Here is a 19,640-nt window from a genome sequence, read left to right on the forward strand (position 1 = left end):
CTCGGGCGCGTTCTGGCCGCACGGCGGCCGCTACACCAGGATCCGGAGCGCCAAGTGACCCAGCCCCGACAGGACGACGCCGACCAGCTCGTCTTGGGGGGTGGGATGGGGTGGCGTGGTCATTCGGGGGCCGGCGTGATGGCGTGGGCGAGTTGGACGCGGGAGCGGAGGTCCAGCTTGCGGTAGACGCGGGTGAGGGTGGCTTCGACGGTTTTGACACTGACGGTCAGGGTCGCGGCGATGTCGCGGTTGCTGGCCCCGGCAGCGGCGAGGCGGGCGCAGCGTTCTTCGGCTCCGGTGAGGCGGGGGCGGGCGCCTGCGTCCGCGGAGCTGGGTTTCAGGCGGTGGAGGGCGTGGGTGGCGGCGTCGGTCCACGGGTGGGCTCCGTGGGCGGCGAAGAGGTCGGCTGCCTTCTGTGCGGCGGTGCGGGCGCTGGCGCGGCGGCGGGCGCGGCGTTCGGTGTGGCTGAGAGCCAGGAGGGTGCGGCCGCGTTCGAGCGGGAGGTCGCGCAGGCGGTCGGCTGCGCCGGTGAGGCGGCGGGCGGCGGTGTCGTAGTCGCCGCGGGCGGCGTCCAGCAGGGCCCGGGCGCGCTCCAGGGCGGGCAGGACGGAGGTCCGGCCGAGGTCGGTGGCGGTGCGGTGGGTGTCGGTGAGCAGGGCCTCGGCCTCGGCCGGGCGGCCGACAGCGAGGAGGGCTTCGGCCAGGTCCGGGTGCCAGCGCAGGACGGACGGGTCGCGGACCTGCTGCCGTTCCTCCAGGGCGCGGACTTCCTCCAGCGGTTCCAGGGCTTCCTTCGGGCGGTCGGTGGCGAGCAGGAGGTGTCCGAGGGCGTAGAGGTTGCGGGAGAGGAAGACCATGTTGTCCTCGTGCCGGGAGGCGTCGATGCCGCGGCGGGCGTGGGCCAGGGCGGCGCCGGTGTCCCGGGTGGTGCCCTCGACGAGGGCGGAGGTGTAGCAGGCCGGGGCGGGTGACAGGGCGGTGCGGTCGGTCAGGGCCTGGGCGCGGTGGGCGTAGTCGAGGGCCTGGGCGCAGCGTCCGGTGCGCAGTTCGGCCTCGGCGAGGCTGCGCAGGAGGTCGACGGTGGCTTCGGTGTCCCCGGTCCGTTGGGCTTGGACGAGCAGGGGCAGCAGGGTGGTGCGGGCCTGTTCGGGGCGGTCGTCGAAGAGGGCATGGCGGGCGGCGAGGTGTTCGGGGGTGGTGTTGACGGTGACGGGTGCGGTGCGCGGAAGGGACAGGGCGCGCTTCAGGGTGGTTTCGGCTTGGGGGTGGCCGAGGATGCGCTGGATGCGGGCCTGCATGGTCAGGGCCAGTGCGGCGGTGGTGGTGTCGTCGGCTGTGCGGGCGAGGCTGGCGGACCGTTCGGCCAGGGCGGAGGCCCGGCGGGGGTCGCCTTCGTTGACATTGGCCCAGATGGCTTGGCGGAGCAGGACTTGTGCGGTCAGGCCCGGTCGGCCGGCTGTTTCGTGGATCGCGGCGGCGAACAGTTCGTCCGCGCTGTGCAGGCGTTGTCCGCTGGCGTCGAGCAGAGTCAGGAGGGCGCCGACGCGTTGGGCGGGGCTGGTGTCGTATTCGAGGATGAGGCGGGTGGCGGTCCGGGCGCGGGGGAGGTCGCCGCAGTGCGCGGCGTCGCGCACCGCGGTCAGGGCCCGTTCGGTGAGTAGGCCGATCTCGTCGTGCGGGGTGCGCTGGGCGGCGAGGAGCGAGAGTTCGGCGGCCAGCGGGTGTTCGCCGCGTAGTCGGGCGTGGCCGGCGGCGCGGGCGGCGTCGCGCGCGGTGTGCCGGGCGGTGCGGGGGTCGGCGGTGTCGGCGGCCAAAGTGGTGTGGCGGGCGCGGCGGGCGGGGTCGTAGCTGGCCTGGGCCAGGCGGGCGTGCAGGAGGCGGCGTGCGGCGTCGGTGAGTCGGGTGGTGAGTTCGGTGCCGATCGCGGAGGCGGTGAAGCGCACCCGCCCGTCGCGGTCTCCCGGGTCGATCAGTGCGGCCGTCTCGGCCTGGGCCAGGAGGTTGTCGGCCGCCGGACCGGCGAGGCGGGCCAGCAGTTCGCGGTCGGGGCGGTCGTCGAGCGCGGCGAGCGTCAGCAGTTCGCAGACGTCGTCCGACACGGTCGCGAGCCATTCTCCGAGCAGTCGGCGGGCCGCCGGGGGCAGGAGTGGATCGTCCTGGGCGCTGCGGTCGCAGGCCTCGGCGAGTGCCAGGGCCAGGGCGGGGTTGCCGCCGCTGCGGATGTGGAGCCGGGCGACCGCGCTCGGATCGGGCCGGTGGTGGGAGAGCAGGGAGGCGATCTGGTGGGTCGACAGCGCGGGGACGCGCACCGGGTACGCGTCTTCGCCGCTCCAGTGGCCGCCGGCCTCCGGCCGCCAGGTGCGCTCGGTGGCGATGACGGGCAGCTCCGGGGCCTGCCGCAGGGCCCAGCCCAGTACGGCGGTGCTGGCCTCATCCAGCCACTGGGTGTTGTCCACCACCAGCGTCACCGGCGGCGCCTCCCGCAGCACCGTGGCGGTCAGCCGGCGTAGCCGCAGGGCCAGGGCGCTGCCGTCCGGCGAGCTCGGTCCTGTGCCGGTCTCGTCCAGCGCGGTCGCCAACTCCCCCGCAGACGGCAGTGGTCGGAGAGCGAGGGCGAGTTCGAGCAGCCCGGTGTACGGGATGCCGGTGTCCTGCGGCCCCGGGGCCAGTCGCAGCACGGGTCGGCCCAGCCGGCGCGCCAGCGCGCCGGCGGCGGTGGTCTTGCCGATGCCGGGCGGTCCGAACAGCACCACCCGGCGGATGCCGCGCAGGTCGTCCGGCGCTACAGGCAGTACGGCGCCATACGTTTCCTGAAGCCCAGTGAACCACGTCGCGGAGTCTTGCATCGGGCCATCGTGCGACCGCGATGCCGCCGCAGTCCAGGACAAGGGTTTCCCCTGATTTCGGCCACGCTCAGCCTTCCCTAGCCTCATCGCCACAGCCGAGCTGTTCCCCCCCGGTCGCCGGACGCCCCCACCCATGACGTCCCGCTGCCGTCCCCCCTCAACCCCGGCTCGGCGGGAGGAATGTGATGTCCCGCAAGAACATATTGGCCGCCGCCGTCGCGGCGACCCTCGCCCTGGGCACCGTGACCGTGGTGGCTACCCAGTCCACCGCGGCCCCCAGCGGCTCCGCGGCCCGACCCGGCGCCGGGTTCCGGGCAATGAGCGCCGACACCCGCGCCGAGGCGATACGCACCGCCGACCGAGAGGCCGACGCCGTGGCGAAGTCGCTCGGCTTCGGCCCCGACGAGCGCCTGGCGGCGAAGGACGTGCTCCTCGACACCGACGGTGCCCGGCACGTGCGCTACGACCGCACCTACCGGGGCCTTCCCGTGCTCGGCGGCGACCTGGTCGTCCATTACGACATGAACGGCAAGGCCACCGGCTCCGACCAGGCCCACCAGGGCGCGATCCGGATCGCAGGCACGACCCCGAAGCTCAGCGCCGCCGACGCCTCGGCCGCGGCCGTCAAGCACGCCAAGCACGTCAAGAAGGCCAAGACCGACAGCGCGGACGGCAATACCCTGGTGGTGTACGCGGTCGGCAAGGTCCCGGTGCTGGCGTACCGCTCGACCGTCACCGGCGACGGCGAGAGCGGCCCGGCGTCGAAGGAAGCGGTGATCGTCGACGCCGCCAGCGGCGCGCCGCTGGACCAGTACGAACTGCACCAGGGCGCCACCGGCAACGGCGTCACCGTCGGCCAGGTCTCCATCGAGACCACCCAGACCGGCAGCGGCTACACCCTCACCGACGCTTCCCACGGCGGCACCATCGTCTACGACGCCTACAACAGCCCGCAGTCGAACCCGGGGCAGAACGCCCGCGCCTTCTCCAAGACCACCAACACCTGGGGCAACGGCACCGCCTCCAGCCGCGAGAGCGCCGCCGTCGACGCCTCCTACGGCCTCGCGAGGACTTGGGACTACTACAAGAACACCTTCAACCGCTCCGGCATCCGCAACGACGGCCGCGGCGCCCCCGCCTACGTGCACGTCGACAACCAACTGGTCAACGCGTTCTACGACGACAACTGCTTCTGCATGTACTTCGGCGACGGCTCCTCGCAGAACCAGAACACCCCCGTCACCGCCGTCGACGTCGCCGGGCACGAGATGAGCCACGGCGTCACCGCCGCCACCGCCGACCTCACCTACTCCGGCGAGTCCGGCGGCCTCAACGAGGCGACCTCCGACATCTTCGGCACCATGGTCGAGTTCTACGCCAACAACCCCAACGACCCCGGCGACTACTTCATCGGCGAGAAGCTCAACATGCCGGGCGGCTCCCTGCGCCGGATGGACAACCCCGCCTCCGACGGCAACAGCCTCGGCTGCTGGAACTCCGGCGCCGGCCAGGTGGACGTGCACTACTCCTCCGGCATCGCCAACCACTTCTTCTACCTGGCGGCCGAGGGTACCGGCGCCAAGACCATCGGCGGCCGCGCGCACAACGGCACCACCTGCAACAACGACACCTTCGCCGGTATGGGCCGCGACAAGGCCGCCGCCGTCTGGTACCGCGCGCTGACCACCTACATGACCTCCACCACCAACTACGCCTCGGCGCGTACCGCCACCCTGAACGCCGCCGCCGACCTGTACGGCGCCAACTCCCAGGAGCGGTACCTGGTCTCCAAGGCGTGGGCCGCCGTCAGTGTCGGCACCGCCCTGCCCGACCCCGGCACCCCGACCCCCACCCCGACCCCCACCCCGACCCCCACCTCCTCGCCCACCGGCACCCCCAACCCCGGCAACGCCCTCACCAACGGCTCCTTCGAACAGGGCACCGCCGGCTGGACCCAGAGCGCCGACGACATCACCAACTCCGCCGCGCAGCCCGCGCACGGCGGCTCCTGGTACGCCTCGATGATGGGCTACGGCACCTCCGCCACCGAGACCCTCTCCCAGGCGAACATCGCCGTCCCCTCCACCGGCAGCCCCAAGCTCACCTTCTGGCTCAAGGTCGCCACCCAGGAGTCCGGCACCACCGCCTACGACACCCTCAAGGTCAACGTCAACGGCAGAACGCTCGCCACCTACTCCAACGCCAACGCCTCGACCGGGTACGTGCAGAAGAGCGTCGACCTGTCCGCCTACCGCGGCCAGAACGTGACGCTGGAGTTCGCCGGCGCTGAGGACCAGTACCTGACGACCCTCTTCCTCGTCGACGACATCGCCGTCGGCTAACCCCCCCCCGCACTCCCGTGGCCGGCCCCCGCTGTGGGGCGGCGCCGGCCACGGGACTGCCGCGTTCACGCTGGGTAGCAGCGAACGCGCCAGTCTGCGGCCGACCCGTGGGGCGGGTCGGCCGCAGGGACCGTCCCGCCGCCCGGCCAACCGCCGGCCGCCCCTCTACCGCTCGACACCGTCGGCAAGAGACCCCACCCGGCGGAGCACGAGCCCCGCTCAGCAGCCGACCCGCTGCCAAGAGCACCCCTGGCCGCAGCCGAACCCGGCTCCGCGCCACCGCCGGCTCCACCACGGGCCAGCAGCCCACAACCCAGCGGCTGCTCACGGCCCGGCGGGTCCCGACCGGACCCGCACCGGTGGAGCACGGCGCTCCAAGGCGAGTAACCACTGCGGCTCCGTCCAGGGCAAACCCGAGCGGTCCGGAGCCGAGGAACACTCAACTCGAAACCGGCGGTGTACGCCGGGGGCGCAGAAGAGGGGCGTTCGCGCCGCGCGCCGGTAAGCGGCCGCCCGTCCTCTGCCAGCCCGTCCAAGCCGCCACAAGCCTTCGAGTCACGGCGATTCATCAGAAGCGTGAACCGGGACTGCGGTCGGGCTCTACCCTCTCGTCGGACGGAAGGAACGGTGGGTGACAGGTATGACTTCCGGCGAAGGACGATCGCGGCGGCAGGACGGCACGGGTACCGACGACGACAGCGACAGCGGTATTGCGTTCCTGACGGGCTTCTTCGCGCTCGGCAAGGGGGGCCCGTGCTGCCAGACTTCAACGACCGCGGGTATCTACCGCCCGGCCGCTACCGGCTGACCATCACGCAGGCGGCGGAAGCCTTCGTCCATGCGGAGCTCTTCCAAGCCTTGCTTCCTGGACCTTGACCCCGGACCCGAAGCCCTACCTGGCAGCTGACCAGGATCCGGTCCGCGTGGCTGGGAGCCAGCCGATCCGGTTGCTTGGACAGCCGAATGCGGCTCGTCGCCTTGCCGTCGGCCGGATTCGGAAGCGGTCCGACACACCCAAGGCTGTTCCGGCAGCGGGGTCCACCCGCGAACCGTACAACGGCTTGTCCCCGCGTAGGCGCTCTGAGGTGCTTGTCGGTGAACGATCAGCGAGGGCTGTCTATCGTCTGACGTGCAGGGATGGTTTTCGCCGGGCGACTGGGGGTCAAGTCGTCGGATGGGTCGCGCGACACGGTTTCTCCCGACTCGGCGAGGGTTGTACGCCCGCCGGGTGGAGCCCTGGCCAACCGAGCCGGTCCCGTTCGTCGCCCGCGGCGATTGATCGGGTGGCTTCTTGCCGGCCAGGGCTCCAGCCGTGCCTCAGAGCTCGCCGAGGGGAACCTTGGGATCCGCCAGGCGGTCGGCGTCCACCGCGCGCTTGGAGGCGATCAGTTCGCGGATCGGGTCGGTGACGTCCCAGACGTTGACGTTCATCCCCGCGAGCACCCGGCCGTCGGCGAGCCAGAAGGCGATGAACTCGTTGGCCTTCACATCGCCGCGGAAGACCACCCGGTCGTAGCCGCCGGGCTCGACGTAGCCGGTGTACTCCATGCCGAGGTCGTACTGGTCGGTGAAGAAGTACGGCACCCGGTCGTAGGGCGTGTCCTGGCCGAGCATCGCGCGCGCGGCGGTCTGCGGTTGGTTGAGGGCGTTGGCCCAGTGCTCCACCCGGATGTGGCGGCCGTACAGGGGGTGGAAGGCGTTGGCGACGTCGCCCGCCGCGTGGATGTCCGGGTCGGAGGTGCGCAGGTACTCGTCGGTCTTCACGCCGTTGTCGAGCGCCAGCCCGGCCGATTCGGCCAGCGCGGTGTCGGGGGCGATGCCGATGCCGACGATCACCGCGTCCGCCGCCACCGTCGTGCCGTCGCCGAGCCGGACGCCGGTGACCGTGCCGCCCTCGCCCGTCAACTCCTCGACCTGGGCGCCGAACCGCAGGTCCACGCCGTGGTCGCGGTGCAGGTCGGCGAAGACCTGGGCGACCTCGCGGCCGAGCACCCGCAGCAGCGGGAGCTCGGCCGCCTCCAGCACGGTGACCTCGGCACCCGCCGTCCGGGCCGCCGCCGCCGTCTCCAGGCCGATCCAGCCGGCCCCGATCACCACGACCCGGGCACCCGGTACCAGCGCCGCCCTGATCCGGTCGCTGTCCTCCACCCGGCGCAGGTAGTGCACGCCGTCCTGCTCCGCGCCGGGTACCGGCAGCCGGCGCGGCACCGAACCGGTGGTGAGCAGCAGCTTCGCGTACTCGATCCGGCCGTCGTCGGCGAGCGTGACGGTGTGCGCGACCGGGTCGACCGAGGTGACGGCGGTGCCGAGCCGCAGCGTGACGTCGTGGTCGGAGTACCACTGCGGCGGGTGGACGTAGATCTTCTCGCGCGGCGTCTTGCCGAGCAGATAGCCCTTGGAGAGCGGCGGCCGCTCGTACGGGCGCTCGTGCTCGGCGCCGATCAGGACGATGTCGCCCTGGTGGCCGGCCTCGCGCAGGGCCTCGGCCGCCTTCGCGCCGCCGAGGGAGGCGCCGACGATGACGTACGGGCGCCCGCGCCCGTCGGCCGTACCCGCTGTGTCCGTGCTCATGCTGAACTCCTCGCTCTCCGGCCGGAATCACGGACAGCCTGCCGCCGGTCGGCGGGCCTGTCGAGGCCACGCCAGGCGCGCCGCGACAGGCTCCCCCGAACGGGTGAAGCGAGGGCGTTCGGGGTTTGCGTCGGCCAGCAGGCGGACGTGAGGGCGGCTCGGGTCGGGCCGCCCGCGTCACGGCGTGTGCGTCATCGCCTCGCGGACCAGAGCGGTGTCGACGAACTGCTCGAAGCGGACGATCCGGCCGCCGCGCACCGTGAAGTGGTGGGCCACCCGGACGTCGAGCGGTCGGCGGGTGGCCCGGTTGACCGCGGTGTAGCGGGCCAGCACCACGACGTTCTCGCCGGCCACCACGTAGCTGTCGTCGTGGGCCGTCCAGTCCTCCCAGTCGGCGGCCAGCCGCTCCATCACGCCGCCGGTGACGCCCTTCGGCGTCCGGTAGGTGCCGCCCAGCGGGAAGCCGGCCATCTCCGTCCACTCGACGTCCTCGGCCAGGGTGGCCCGCAGCGCGGCCAGATCGCCGCGTGCCGAGGCCAGGTACTGGCGGCGCACCACGTCCGCGGGCGCGTCGGACTCGGCGAACGACATCTCGGACCTCGGGATCTCGATCATCGCGGCTCAGCCCCAGACCATCTCGCCCTTGGCGACCTTCGTACCGAGGTCGACCGCCAGTGCCATGCCCAGCCCCGGGTAGCGGTGCTCCAGCGCCTCCTTGGCGGCGGCCGCGTCGGGGGCCCGGCCGATCTCGGTCTCGAAGGAGCGCAGGTAGTCGCGGGTGTGCGCGATCGCGGTGGTGTCGGTGGGCGCGTCGGCGGTCCGGTGGCCCGCCACCACGAACTCCGGCTCCAGCGCCTCCATGCCGTCCAGCAGGTCGATCCAGGCACCCCGCTGCGCCGGGGTCGGGGTGTCGGCGGTCCAGACGTGCAGGCCCTCGAAGAGCAGGACCCCGCCGAGGAGCGCCCGGTGGTGGTGCTGCCAGAGGTAGTGCCGGTCCGGCAGGTGGAAGTCGGCGCCGCGCAGTTCGAACCGGTGCCCCTCGAAGACGATTTCGTCACCGTGCAGCGGCTCCGGCCGCACCAGGCGGGTCGGCAGTTCCGGTCCGAGGTGCGCCCAGGCCTTGAGCTTGCCCTCGTAGGACTCCTGGATGTGCTCGACGGTGGACGCCGTGGCCAGGAACCGCGCCTGCGGGAAGGCGTCCTGCACCTCCTGCGCGCCGAAGTAGAAGTCCGGGTCGCCGTGGCTGACGAACACCGTGGTCAGCCGCTTGCCCGAGGCCCGGATCCGGTCGACCAGCCGGCGCCCGTCGGAGCGGGTGAACCCGGCGTCCACCAGCAGGGCGTCGTCGGGCCCGGTCACCAGCACGGAGGTCTTGTTGAGCGAGCTGTCGGGGCTGTCGATGACCTCGAAGTCGAGTGAGCTCATGCGGGTGTCCTTCCTCGGGCCGGGCCGGCCGCCGTGCAGCGCGCGCGTCGCCGCCCAGCATCGGCGACCGGAGCGCGGCCCGCACCTCGGGCGGTCCCGCGCCGGCCGGCGCGGGCCCGCCCGAGGTGCGGGAGCCGGACCGCTCACCGGCCCCGCGGGTCGGGGCGGCTCCAGAGGGTGAGGTCGCTGCTGGTGGCCACGGCCAGGGTCCGCCCCGACGGGGAGAACCCGGCGGCGCGGAAGGTCGACCAGGAGGAGTGGAACACCTGCCACCAGGTCTCGCCGTGGTCGCCGGTGTACGGTCCGCCGCCGGTGCAGAGCAGGACCCGCTCGTTGGGCCATTCCGGGACGAGCACCTCGACGTGCCAGCCGTCGTCGGTACCGGTGTGCAGGCCGCCGCCGTGGAGGCCGGCCACCGGGACGCGGACGTCGGCGACCGGGCCGATGCCGGGGCAGGCGAGGTCCGGACCGTCCGGCTCCTCCTCGGGGTCGAGCACCCGGGCGATCTTCTCGCCGGTCGTCGCGTCGAAGAGGCCGTGCCCGGCGGTCGAGACCGCCAGGACGAGGTCGTGCCCGGTGGCCGGGTCGGTGGCGAAGCCGATCCCGAGCAGCCCGCCGACCGCGATCATGCCGGGACCGACGGGCTGCCAGGGCGCCGGCGGCGGCGTGACGGTGGCGGCGAGGAAGCGATCGCGGAGCTGCTGCTGGAAGACGGTGACGGCCATGGGGGGATCCTCCCACCGCCGACCGGTCACCCCCGCGGGGCCAGCCTCGTCACCGCCCCGGCCGCGAGCAGGGTGGCGGCCGCCAGCGCGGGCCAGAGCACGCCCGGCCCGGCGGCCAGCAGCGCGGTCAGCACGGCCGGGGCCAGCGCGCGGCCGACGCCCGTCGACAGCTCCCAGCGGGCGAGCGCCCGCCCGAGCAGCCGGGGCGGCGCGACGGCGGCGACCAGGGCCGTCCCCGAGCCGCTGTAGAGGATCTCGCCCAGCGTGAACAGCACCGAGACGGCCGCCACGGTGGCCGCACCAGCGGTGCCGCCGATCGCCCCCGCCGCCCAGAAGCCCAGGTAGGCGAGCGTCAGGACCGCTCCGGCGGAGGCCAGCACGGCCCGTCGCGAACGGCGGGCGAGCCGGAGCACGATCGCGAGCTGAAGCATGATCACCAGCACGGTGTTGCCCACGAACACCCCGGAGGACCAGGCCGGGGACGCGTGCAGATGGAGGACCAGCAGCGCGGGCAGGGCGACCTCCAGGACGTCGAAGCAGAACGCGTAGGGGAGGGCGGCGATGCTGAGCAGGCCGATCCGGCGCAGCACCGGAGCGGCGGCGGAGCCGGCCGTCGGGTCGGCGGCCCGGTCGGCGGCCCGGGCCGGGTCCGGAGCGTCGGCCGGAACCTCGGCCGGGTCCGGGGCGGGGCTCGGGGCAGCCGCCGCGCCGGGGTCCGTGACCCGGAGCGAGTGCACCAGCGCCGCCGCGACCAGGCACGCGGCGGCCGTCGCCCCGGCCAGCAGCCGGATCGCGCCCGACCCGCCGGTCACCGCCAGGGTGGCGAGCAGCGCGCCCGCACCCAGACCCGCGTTGCGCAGCGTCCGCCCGGCCGCCAGCGCGGCGTCCCGGGTGCGCCCCTCGGTGAGGGTGCTGACCAGCGCCGCGTGGGTGGTCGGCCAGTTCTGGCCGCCGACGCCGAGCAGCACGGCGGCCGCCGTGAAACCGCCCAGGCCGTCCGCGCACAGCAGCACCACCGAGCCCGCCGCCCTGATCAGCAGGGTCGCCGCCGCCGGGAGGCTGCGCGCGCCGCGGTCGATCCAGCGGCCGGTCAGCGGGAGCACCAGCAGGCCCGCCAGCAGACCGGCGGAGAGCGCGAGGCCGACCGTGCCCGCGCCGAGCCGCAGCACCCCGATGCCGTAGAGGAGCATGAACGGGCGGAGCAGACCGGTGCCGAGCGCGTCCACCAGCAGCGCGGTGGCGTAGCGGAGGCCACCGGCGGCGGTGAGCAGCGCGAGCAGGGCGGCCGGCCCGGGCCGGGCGGCGGTCGGGCTCGGTGGCCGGCCGGTCCGGGCGGAGGCCTCTGCGGAGCGGGACTTCTGCTGGAGCTGGTTCATGGCCGGTACCGTGCGGCCGCGCGCCGCCCCGGAGCACGCCGATTGACGACTCCCGTCAATCGACGGCGCTGCCGTCGTGACGGGCTGGCAGGATCACCGGAGTGAGCCTCAGCATCGACATCACCGCGCTGCCCGACGACCGCGTCTTCTTCACCCCCTCGCCGCTGGCCGAGCTGAGCTCGATGCTGCACGTCCTCGCCGAGCCCGCGCACCACCCCGGGCTGCACGGCTGGGCGGCGAGCACGGCCGCCTCGCTCGCCCCGGAGCTGTCCGAACGCCTCTCCGAGGCCGACTTCCTCTGGCGCTCCTCGCGGGCCGACTTCCTCGTCCCCGGCCGGCCGGGGGCCACCCTGGCCGAGGAGCTGGACGCCGTCGACCGGATCGACGACGAGCTGTACGTCCGGGCGGCCTCCTTCATGACCTGCGGGACGTCCCGGCTCTCCGAGCGGCGCGACTCGCCGCTCAGCGACCCCGTGGCGCAGGAGCGGGCCCGGGAGCTCGCGATGGCCCGGGGCCCTCGCCAGGCGGCCTTCGCCGACCGGCTGTTCGCCGACCCGCCGGCCGTCCGAGCCCTGCTCCGCCGGCTGCTGGAGGACTGCGGGGAGGCGTTCTTCGCGGCCGCCTGGCGCCGGGTGCTGCCGGACCTCGCGGCCGACGCCCGGCACAAGGCGGACCGGCTGGCCCGGCACGGCCTCGGCAGCGCCCTGGCGGCGGTGTCCTCCTCGATCGCCCTGGAGGAGCGGGCGGACGGGCGGCGGCGGATCGTCATCGACAAGCTGCAGGACAGCGCCACCCGGTCCGACGCCGGGGGAGTGACCTTCGTGCCGACCGCCTTCGGGCACCCGCACCTGCTGGTGGTGCACGAGCCCGGGTGGCGGCCGGTGGTGCAGTACCCGATCGCGGAGGGCGGGCTGCCTGAGCCGGTCTCGCTCGCCGTGGTGCAGCAGCGGTTGGAGGCGCTGGCCCACCCGGTCCGGCTCCGGCTCGCCCGCACGATGGCGCGCGGACCGCACACCACGGGGGAGCTGGCGGCGGCCTGGCAGCTCAGCGCACCGGAGGTGTCGCGGCACCTGGCGGTGCTGCGCCGGGCCGGGCTGCTCACCACCCGGCGGCGCGGGCGGTACATGCTGTATCAGCTCGACCTGGCGGGCAGCGCCCGGTTGGGCTCGGACCTGCTGGAGGCGGTGCTGCGCTGACGGTGCGGTGCCGGTGCGGTGCCGGCGCGAGGGAGGGCTCCGGGACCGGACGGGACGGGACGGGCCGGCGGGTCGTCGGCGGTGGTGCGTCGGGGGCGTGCGGGCCGGGGAGGGGCGTGCGACGTGCGCCGCACCACCGATCGGGGCCGGCGGGTGGGAACAGGCGGCCGAACGACGGCGTTCGACCGGGCATGATCACTGACGACGCGCCCGCGGCAGTTCCCCAGAGTGACGTCCTGCGCTACGCGGCCTTCTCCACCGACCCCGGCGGTGGGAACCCGGCCGGTGTGGTGCTCGACGCCTCCGGCCTGACCGCGGAGCGGATGCTCGCCATAGCCGCCGAGCTCGGCTACTCCGAGACGGCCTTCCTGATACCGGACGCGGCCGGCTCCGTCGCGGGCCCGGCCGGGACCGGTTACACCGTGCGGTACTTCAGCCCGTTGCTGGAGGTGCCGTTCTGCGGCCACGCCACCGTCGCCTCCGCCGTCGCGCTCGCCGAGCGGACGGGCCCGGGCCGGTTCGTCTTCGCCACGCAGGCCGGCGAGGTGCCGATCGAGGTGGACAAGGGCGCGGACGGCGTCCTGCGCGCCACGCTGACCAGCGTCGAGCCGCACGTCGAGGAGGTGAGCGGCGCGGACGTCGAGGAGGCGCTCGCCCTGCTCGGCTGGTCGGTCGACGAGCTGGACGCGGCGCTGCCGCCCCGGATCGCCTACGCCGGCGCCCGGCACCTGGTGCTGGCCGCCGCCACCCGTGACCGGCTGGCCCGGCTGGACTACGACTTCGACGGCCTCGCCGCCTACATGACGGCCCGCGGGCTCACCACCGTGCAGCTGGTCTGGCGGGAGAGCGAGCACGTCTTCCACGCCCGTGACCCGTTCCCGGTCGGCGGCGTCGTGGAGGACCCGGCGACGGGCGCGGCGGCCGCCGCCTTCGGCGCCTACCTGCGGGAGCGGGGCGCGGTGACCGCACCGGCCACCCTGACGATCCACCAGGGCGAGGACCTCGGCTGCCCGGGCGTGCTGGGTGTCGAGCTGCGCGCGGACGACACCCGCGTCCGGGTCTCGGGCGCGGGGGTGGTGATCCCGTAGCAGCCGGGGGGCCCTCGGACCGTCGGGGTCCGGCGTCGGGGTCCGGTCGGCCTCGTCCGTCCGGACCCCCGGAGGGTGGGCGGCGACGGGGAGCCGGAGGCGCGGCTGGGCCCGCCAGCCCCTGGACGCCGCCTCCTCCCAGGGCCACCGGCCGCCCGCGTCCGGCCACACCAGCTGGACGACGGGCACCGGCACCCGCCGGTAGAAGCCGACCGCGCTGCCGAGCAGCGGCCGGTGCCGGCCGGGATCGACCGGCCTGACCATCAGCGGGTGGACGTCGAGGAGGCGGTCCGGTTCGGCCGGGCCGGTCGCGCGAAGCCGTGCGGCGGCTTCCTCGACCCAGCTCATCGGGTCGTGCACGCGCAGCCCGGCCATGGCCACCTCGGGCAGGCGGCGGGAGTACCGGAGGCCCACGGTGAACGCCCGGTCCGGCACGTCACCGCCGGCCACCCCGACGATGTGCCGGCCCCTGCTCCGGACGTTCGTCACCTCCTGCGCTCAGTTCGGGTCGGCGGTGGCGCTCCGTCACCTCGGGCGCGCAGAGCACGCAGGGGCAGTGGGGGAGCCGGCCTGGTCGGCCGGTCAGTTCGATGGCGCGGCCGAGGCGGAGGCGGTGGGCGGAGGCGGTGGGCGCGGCGGTGCGCGGAAAACCGATTGCGCACGTCGAACAGGGTGGGCGACCCTGCGCGGATGGAACAGGCGAGCGGTCGGACGGTCAGCATCCACGTCACCCACGGCAGTGAGTACCTCGGCCCGGTAGGGCCGTTCGAGGTGGACGGGGCGTGGTGGTCGTCGGCCGGGCCGGTCGTCGAGCGGCTGTCCGAGGAGCTGGGGGTGCCCGTACTGGTGCTCCGGCTCGCCGAGGTGGCGGCGGGTGGCGGCGGCAGCGGCGGGCACGTGGTCTACCACGTGGAGGCACTGGAGCGCCCGGCCGCCCTGGTGCCGCGTCAGGCGGGTGCCGAGGCGGCCGCCCTGCTCGGCCCGGCCGAGCGGCGGGCCGGCTGGGCCACCCAGGCCGGGCTGCGGGCCACCCTCGACTGGGCGGAGCGGACGCTGCACCGGGCGGGCCGTCCGGTGGCCGGCCCGGTGGAGCAGGTCCGGACGTGGAACCTGTCCGGACTCTTCCGCTACCGGACGGCGACCGGCGTCGACGCCTGGCTGAAGGTGACCAACCCGGCGTTCAACGCCGACGAGGGCGCGGTGATCGCGCTGCTCGGCAGCGTCGATCCCGCCCTGGTGCCGCGGCTGCTCGGCACCGACCCGGTGCACGGGCGGCTGCTGCTCGACCACGCGCCCGGGGAGGACTGCTGGGGTCCGTCCGGGGAGGAGGTCGCCGCCGTGGTGCCTCGGCTGGTCGCCGCCCAGGCGGCGCTCGCCGCCGACGGCCGGGCCGTCGCGGCCGGCCTGCGGGACCGCACCCCGCGGGCGCTGGTCGCCCAGGTGGGCGCGTTGCTCGACCGTCTGGAGCGGGAAGCGGAGGGCGCCGCGGAGCCGGCCGGCCCGGGAGCGTCCGGCGAGTCGCTGACGGCCGAGGAGTTCGCCGGCGCCCGGGCGCTCGCGGACCGGCTGCCCGCGCTGGTCGCGGAGCTGGCCGCCTGCGGGCTGCCCGAGACCCTGGTGCACGGGGACTTCCACCCCGGGAACTGGCGCTCCGACGGCACCCGGGCGGTGGTCGTCGACTACGCGGACTCCTGCTTCGGGCACCCGGCGCTGGACGGGCTGCGCCCCCGGCAGTACGTGTCCGACGAGCGCTGGGCGCAGGTCGCCGCGGTGTGGGCCGGTGCCTGGCGGGAGCACGCCCCCGGGTCGGACCCGGAGCGCGCCCTGGCGCTGGTCGAGCCGCTCTACCACCTCGCCTACGCGGTGCGGTACCAGGAGTTCCTGGACCACATCGAGACCAGTGAGCGGCCGTACCACGAGGGGGATCCGGTGAGCGAGCTCCGCGCCGCGCTGGCCTGTGCGGAAGCCGCCGCCCGGGCCTGAGCGGCCGTCCGGGGGCGGTCGGCGCCGCCGCTCCCCGGGCCGGAGGGCGGCGCCGGCGGTCTCAGTCGGACGGCGCGACCCGGCGGCCGTCCCGGGCCGAGTGCAGGGCGAGCGCCTCGACCGGGCAGTAGTCGACGGCCTCGGCGAGTCGCTCCGTCAGCCGCTCGCCGGCCGGTCCGCCGTCGGGCGCGGAGCCCCGCAGGGGGTGGGCCACGCCGTCGGCGCCCAGCGCCAGCGAGCCGGGAGCGGTGTGCGCGCACATGCCCGAGCCGATGCAGCGGTCCCGGTCGACCCGGACCACCACCGGGTCGTCCTCCCCGGGCGGGCCTCCGGCCGCAGCCGCAGCCGCAGCCGTAGCCGCAACCGCGGGAGGGGGAGCGGTCGGGGAGGACGACTGCCGGGAGCCCGCACGCCGGGTGTCCGACGCGGGCCCGGTCGAGTCCGGAGTCACCAGGCGACCTGGAGCGTGTTCGGACTGCGCGTCAGCAGCCCGCGCCGCCAGTCGATGGAGTCCGTCGGCCCGACGAGCCGCAGCGCGGGCAAGCGGCGGGCCAGCCGGTGCAGGGCCAGCTCCAGTTCCATCCGGGCGAGCCAGGCGCCCAGGCAGTGGTGCGGCCCGGCGCCGAAGGTGTACATCGGCGCGGCCAGCGGCGAGAAGAGCTCGGTCAGCAGATCGCCGGTGAAGACCTCGGGGTCGTGGTTGGCGGTCGCGGTGTCGGCGGCGACCACGCTGCCGGCCGGGATCACCACGCCGCCGATCTCCACCTCCTCGACGGCGCGCCGGAACAGACCGGGGAGTGCGTCGCCGTCCCCGAGCGGGACGCCGCGCAGCAACTGCTCGGTGGCGACGGCCGCGCTCTGCTCGTCGGAGGCCAGCCGGTGCCAGGCCTCGCGGCCGTCACTCAGCAGATAGACCAGGGCGTTGCCGAGCATCGTCATGGTCGTCTCGTGCCCGGCCACCACGAGGCCGATCACCAGCGAGACCAGCTGCCGCTCGGTGATGCCCCCGCTCTCCCGGGCCGCTGCGAGCAGGCCGCTGACCAGGTCGTCGCCGGGCGCGGCCCGGCGTTCGGCGATCAGGCCGGCCCCGAAACCGGCGAACTCCTCCATGGCCACCCGGACCGACTCGGTCGAGTGCGCGGTGGTGGAGAGCGCGTGGTCGCTCCAGTGGGCGAGGCGCTTGCCGTCCAGGCCGTCGAGGCCCATCAGCCTGCTGATCACGGCCACCGGCAGCGGGCGGGTGTAGGCGGCGATGATGTCGGCGGGGGAGCCCTGGTCGATCAGCTCGTCCAGCAGGGCCTCGACCACCGAGGCGACCCAGGGCCGCCAGCGGGCTATCGCGCGCGGGGTGAACGCCCGCTGCACCGTGCGGCGCAGCCGCTGGTGGTCGACGCCGTCGAGGTTCAGCATGCCCTCCGGGTTGTCCAGGAGGTTCGGGGTGAGCGTGAGCGGGGGTGCCTCGGGCGCGTAGAGCGGGGCGCGGCCCAGGCGCGGATCGGTCAGCACCTGCCGCACGTCGGCGTGCCGGCTGACCAGCCAGACCGGGGTGCCGGTGGGCAGCGCCCCGAGGCGCGGCGGGCCCGGTTCGAGGCGCCGCAGGCAGTGCAGCGGCGGCAGCGCGGGCAGGGCAGGTGGGCCGGCCGGGGCGGCCAGCGCGGGCGGCGCGGCCGGGTGGGACGCCGGGGCCGGACGGGGCGGGCCGGGCGCATGGGTCTCGGCGGGGCCGGTCGTGGCACGGGTGGCACTGTTCTCGGCGGACATCCGTACTCCAGACTCCAGGGCGGTGGGGCGCGGGGGGGGCCCGACGGGGGGTGGATCCGGGGAGGTGCGCGGGGGCGGGGCATGCGGTCGAGGCGGGCGGTCTGGACGGGCGGTCTGGGGTGGGCGGTCGGGACGGCGCAGGGGGTGGTGCCGGGGTGGTGCAGGGCGGGGCGGATCGGCGGGAACGGTCGGTCGGGGAGGCCTGGCACGGTGCGGCCGGCCCGGGCGGCGACGCGGGCGGACGGGGCGGGTGAGTCGGACGGGTCGTTACGACCGTACGTGGGCGCCGAGCCACAGTCAGCAACCATTCCAGCCAACGCGGGGTGGTTGAGGGGCCGATGACGGGCGCTCGGTCGGGCCCACGCGCCCCCGCCGCCCGGGGGCGGTGAGCGGCATCACCGGGGCCGTTCGCCGGGCGCGCCCCGCACCGGGCGATACGCTTCGTGGGCAAGTCGTTTGACGCAGGTCACGCCGGTGCAGAGCCGCACCGGCCGACGGAGGTGGAATCGGATGGCCCAGCAGGTGAAGGCAGTCATCGCGCGTGCCAAGGGCGCGCCCGTGGAGGTGACGACGATCGTCGTACCCGACCCCGGGCCGGGCGAGGCGGTGGTGCGGATCCAGGCCTGCGGCGTCTGCCACACGGACCTGCACTACCGGGAGGGCGGCATCAACGACGACTTCCCGTTCCTGCTGGGGCACGAGGCGGCGGGGATCGTGGAGTCGGTCGGCGAGGGCGTCACCGAGGTCGTGCCCGGTGACTTCGTCGTCCTCAACTGGCGTGCGGTCTGCGGCCAGTGTCGCGCGTGCGAGCGCGGGCGCCCGCAGTACTGCTTCGACACGCACAACGCCAAGCAGAAGATGACGCTGCTGGACGGCACCGAGCTGTCCCCGGCGCTGGGCATCGGCGCGTTCGCGGAGAAGACCCTGGTCGCGGCCGGCCAGTGCACCAAGGTCGACCCGAGGGCCGAGCCGGCCGTCGCGGGCCTGCTGGGCTGCGGTGTGATGGCGGGCATCGGCGCCGCGATCAACACCGGCAACGTCGGCCGGGGCGACTCGGTCGCGGTGATCGGCTGCGGCGGTGTCGGCGGCGCGGCCGTGCTCGGCTCGCGGCTGGCCGGCGCGGGGAAGATCATCGCGGTGGACATCGACGACCGCAAGCTGATCACCGCGGAGAAGCTCGGTGCCACCCACACCATCAACTCCCGCACCGCCGACCCGGTGGAGGCGATCCGCGAGCTGACCGGCGGCCACGGCGCGGACGTCGTGATCGATGCGGTCGGCCGCCCGGAGACGTACAAGCAGGCGTTCTACGCCCGTGACCTGGCCGGCACGGTCGTCCTGGTCGGCGTCCCGACGCCGGAGATGACGCTGGAGCTGCCGCTGCTGGACGTGTTCGGCCGGGGCGGCGCGCTGAAGTCCTCCTGGTACGGCGACTGCCTGCCGTCGCGGGACTTCCCGATGCTGATCGACCTCTACCTCCAGAGCCGGCTGGACCTCGGCGCGTTCGTCAGCGAGACCATCGAACTCGACGGCGTGGAGCAGGCGTTCGCGCGCATGCACGAGGGTGATGTGCTCCGTTCGGTGGTGATCCTGTGAGCGGCGCGCGGATCGACCGGCTGGTCACGGCCGGCACCTTCGACCTCGACGGCGGCAGCTGGGAGGTGGAGAACAACGTCTGGATCGTCGGTGACGACGACGAGGCCGTGGTGATCGACGCGGCGCACGACGCCGAGGCGATCGAGGCGGCCCTCGGCGGCCGCCGCCTGCTGGCGATCGTCTCCACCCACGCGCACAACGACCACATCGACGCGGCCCCGGCGCTCGCCGACCGCACCGGTGCGCCGATCCTGCTGCACCCGGACGACCTGCCGCTCTGGAAGCTCACCCACCCGGACCGCCTGCCGGACGGCGAACTCGCCGACGGACAGCGGATCGAGGTGGCCGGCACCGAGCTGACCGTGCTGCACACCCCCGGCCACGCGCCCGGCGCGGTCTGCCTCCACGCGCCCGGGCTCGGCACGGTCTTCACCGGCGACACCCTCTTCCAGGGCGGCCCGGGCGCCACCGGCCGGTCGTTCTCGCACTTCCCGACGATCATCGACTCGATCCGGGACCGCCTCCTCTCGCTACCCCCGGAGACGGTGGTCCGCACCGGCCACGGCGACCCGACCACGATCGCCGCCGAGGCGCCCGCACTTCCGGAGTGGATCGCGCGCGGCCACTGACCGCGATGGTCCCCGACCCCGGCCGCCGGGGCCGCTGGACGAGGAAGGCCTCAAGCTGGAGCACCACCGGCTGTAACGCGCCACGGCTCTAACGCGCCACGG

At 74.7% G+C, this 19,640-nt stretch carries 15 protein-coding genes and 1 pseudogene; 7 read left to right on the forward strand and 9 right to left on the reverse strand.

The features are described from left to right. Positions 1–119: 119 nt before the first annotated feature. Positions 120–2,846: a helix-turn-helix transcriptional regulator gene (locus ABT263_RS36090; protein ID WP_352297504.1), complete on the reverse strand. Its 2,727-nt coding sequence runs from the start codon at positions 2,844–2,846 to the stop codon at positions 120–122. 185 nt (positions 2,847–3,031) lie between these two features. On the opposite strand from ABT263_RS36090, the gene ABT263_RS36095 reads away from it, so the two are divergent. Beyond that, complete coding sequence (locus tag ABT263_RS36095; RefSeq protein ID WP_352297507.1) at positions 3,032–5,188, forward strand: M4 family metallopeptidase; 2,157 nt, start codon at positions 3,032–3,034, stop codon at positions 5,186–5,188. 631 nt (positions 5,189–5,819) lie between these two features. Next, the gene (locus ABT263_RS36100; RefSeq protein WP_352297509.1) at positions 5,820–5,996 is read left to right on the forward strand and encodes a hypothetical protein; all 177 of its coding nucleotides are present in this window, start codon (positions 5,820–5,822) and stop codon (positions 5,994–5,996) included. 509 nt (positions 5,997–6,505) lie between these two features. Here the strand turns inward: ABT263_RS36100 and ABT263_RS36105 are convergent. From ABT263_RS36105 to ABT263_RS36125, 5 genes are all read right to left on the reverse strand, one after another. After that, entirely contained in the window at positions 6,506–7,759 is a 1,254-nt protein-coding gene (locus ABT263_RS36105) for an NAD(P)/FAD-dependent oxidoreductase (protein ID WP_352297512.1), read from the reverse strand. A 177-nt stretch (positions 7,760–7,936) separates the two neighbouring features. Then, positions 7,937–8,374 (reverse strand): nuclear transport factor 2 family protein, encoded by a 438-nt coding sequence (locus ABT263_RS36110; RefSeq protein WP_329491137.1) that lies wholly within the window; start codon positions 8,372–8,374, stop codon positions 7,937–7,939. A gap of 6 nt (positions 8,375–8,380) precedes the next feature. Next, complete coding sequence (locus ABT263_RS36115) at positions 8,381–9,184, reverse strand: MBL fold metallo-hydrolase (RefSeq protein WP_352297514.1); 804 nt, start codon at positions 9,182–9,184, stop codon at positions 8,381–8,383. A 143-nt stretch (positions 9,185–9,327) separates the two neighbouring features. Then, the gene (locus ABT263_RS36120; protein ID WP_352297516.1) at positions 9,328–9,909 is read right to left on the reverse strand and encodes a hypothetical protein; all 582 of its coding nucleotides are present in this window, start codon (positions 9,907–9,909) and stop codon (positions 9,328–9,330) included. A 26-nt stretch (positions 9,910–9,935) separates the two neighbouring features. Continuing rightward, positions 9,936–11,285 carry an MFS transporter gene (locus ABT263_RS36125; RefSeq protein ID WP_352297518.1) on the reverse strand — a complete coding sequence of 450 codons (1,350 nt, stop codon included), beginning with the start codon at positions 11,283–11,285 and terminating at the stop codon, positions 9,936–9,938. Between the two features lie 101 nt (positions 11,286–11,386). Between ABT263_RS36125 and ABT263_RS36130 the strand changes: the two genes are divergently transcribed. Continuing rightward, on the forward strand, positions 11,387–12,481 hold the full coding sequence (locus ABT263_RS36130; RefSeq protein ID WP_352297521.1) for a DUF5937 family protein: 1,095 nt from the start codon (positions 11,387–11,389) through the stop codon (positions 12,479–12,481). Positions 12,482–12,672: 191 nt separating this feature from the next. Continuing rightward, entirely contained in the window at positions 12,673–13,569 is an 897-nt protein-coding gene (locus tag ABT263_RS36135) for a PhzF family phenazine biosynthesis protein (protein ID WP_352297523.1), read from the forward strand. Between the two features lie 138 nt (positions 13,570–13,707). Here ABT263_RS36135 and ABT263_RS36140 read toward each other — a convergent pair. Continuing rightward, positions 13,708–14,058, reverse strand: a pseudogene (locus ABT263_RS36140) (DUF4262 domain-containing protein); the annotation flags it as partial. Between the two features lie 201 nt (positions 14,059–14,259). On the opposite strand from ABT263_RS36140, the gene ABT263_RS36145 reads away from it, so the two are divergent. Further along, positions 14,260–15,552: a phosphotransferase gene (locus ABT263_RS36145; RefSeq protein WP_352297526.1), complete on the forward strand. Its 1,293-nt coding sequence runs from the start codon at positions 14,260–14,262 to the stop codon at positions 15,550–15,552. Positions 15,553–15,613: 61 nt separating this feature from the next. On the opposite strand, the gene ABT263_RS36150 is transcribed toward ABT263_RS36145, so the two are convergent. Continuing rightward, entirely contained in the window at positions 15,614–15,856 is a 243-nt protein-coding gene (locus ABT263_RS36150; protein WP_352297529.1) for a ferredoxin, read from the reverse strand. Between the two features lie 143 nt (positions 15,857–15,999). Further along, positions 16,000–17,313 carry a cytochrome P450 gene (locus ABT263_RS36155; protein ID WP_352297531.1) on the reverse strand — a complete coding sequence of 438 codons (1,314 nt, stop codon included), beginning with the start codon at positions 17,311–17,313 and terminating at the stop codon, positions 16,000–16,002. Positions 17,314–17,823: 510 nt separating this feature from the next. On the opposite strand from ABT263_RS36155, the gene ABT263_RS36160 reads away from it, so the two are divergent. Continuing rightward, positions 17,824–18,909 carry an S-(hydroxymethyl)mycothiol dehydrogenase gene (locus tag ABT263_RS36160; protein WP_329491148.1) on the forward strand — a complete coding sequence of 362 codons (1,086 nt, stop codon included), beginning with the start codon at positions 17,824–17,826 and terminating at the stop codon, positions 18,907–18,909. Continuing rightward, positions 18,906–19,538: an MBL fold metallo-hydrolase gene (locus ABT263_RS36165; protein WP_329491149.1), complete on the forward strand. Its 633-nt coding sequence runs from the start codon at positions 18,906–18,908 to the stop codon at positions 19,536–19,538. Before ABT263_RS36160 ends, ABT263_RS36165 begins: the two co-directional genes overlap by 4 nt. The last annotated feature ends 102 nt before the right edge of the window (positions 19,539–19,640 follow it).

The organism is Kitasatospora sp. NPDC001603, from assembly GCF_040298365.1.
Lineage (GTDB): Bacteria > Actinomycetota > Actinomycetes > Streptomycetales > Streptomycetaceae > Kitasatospora.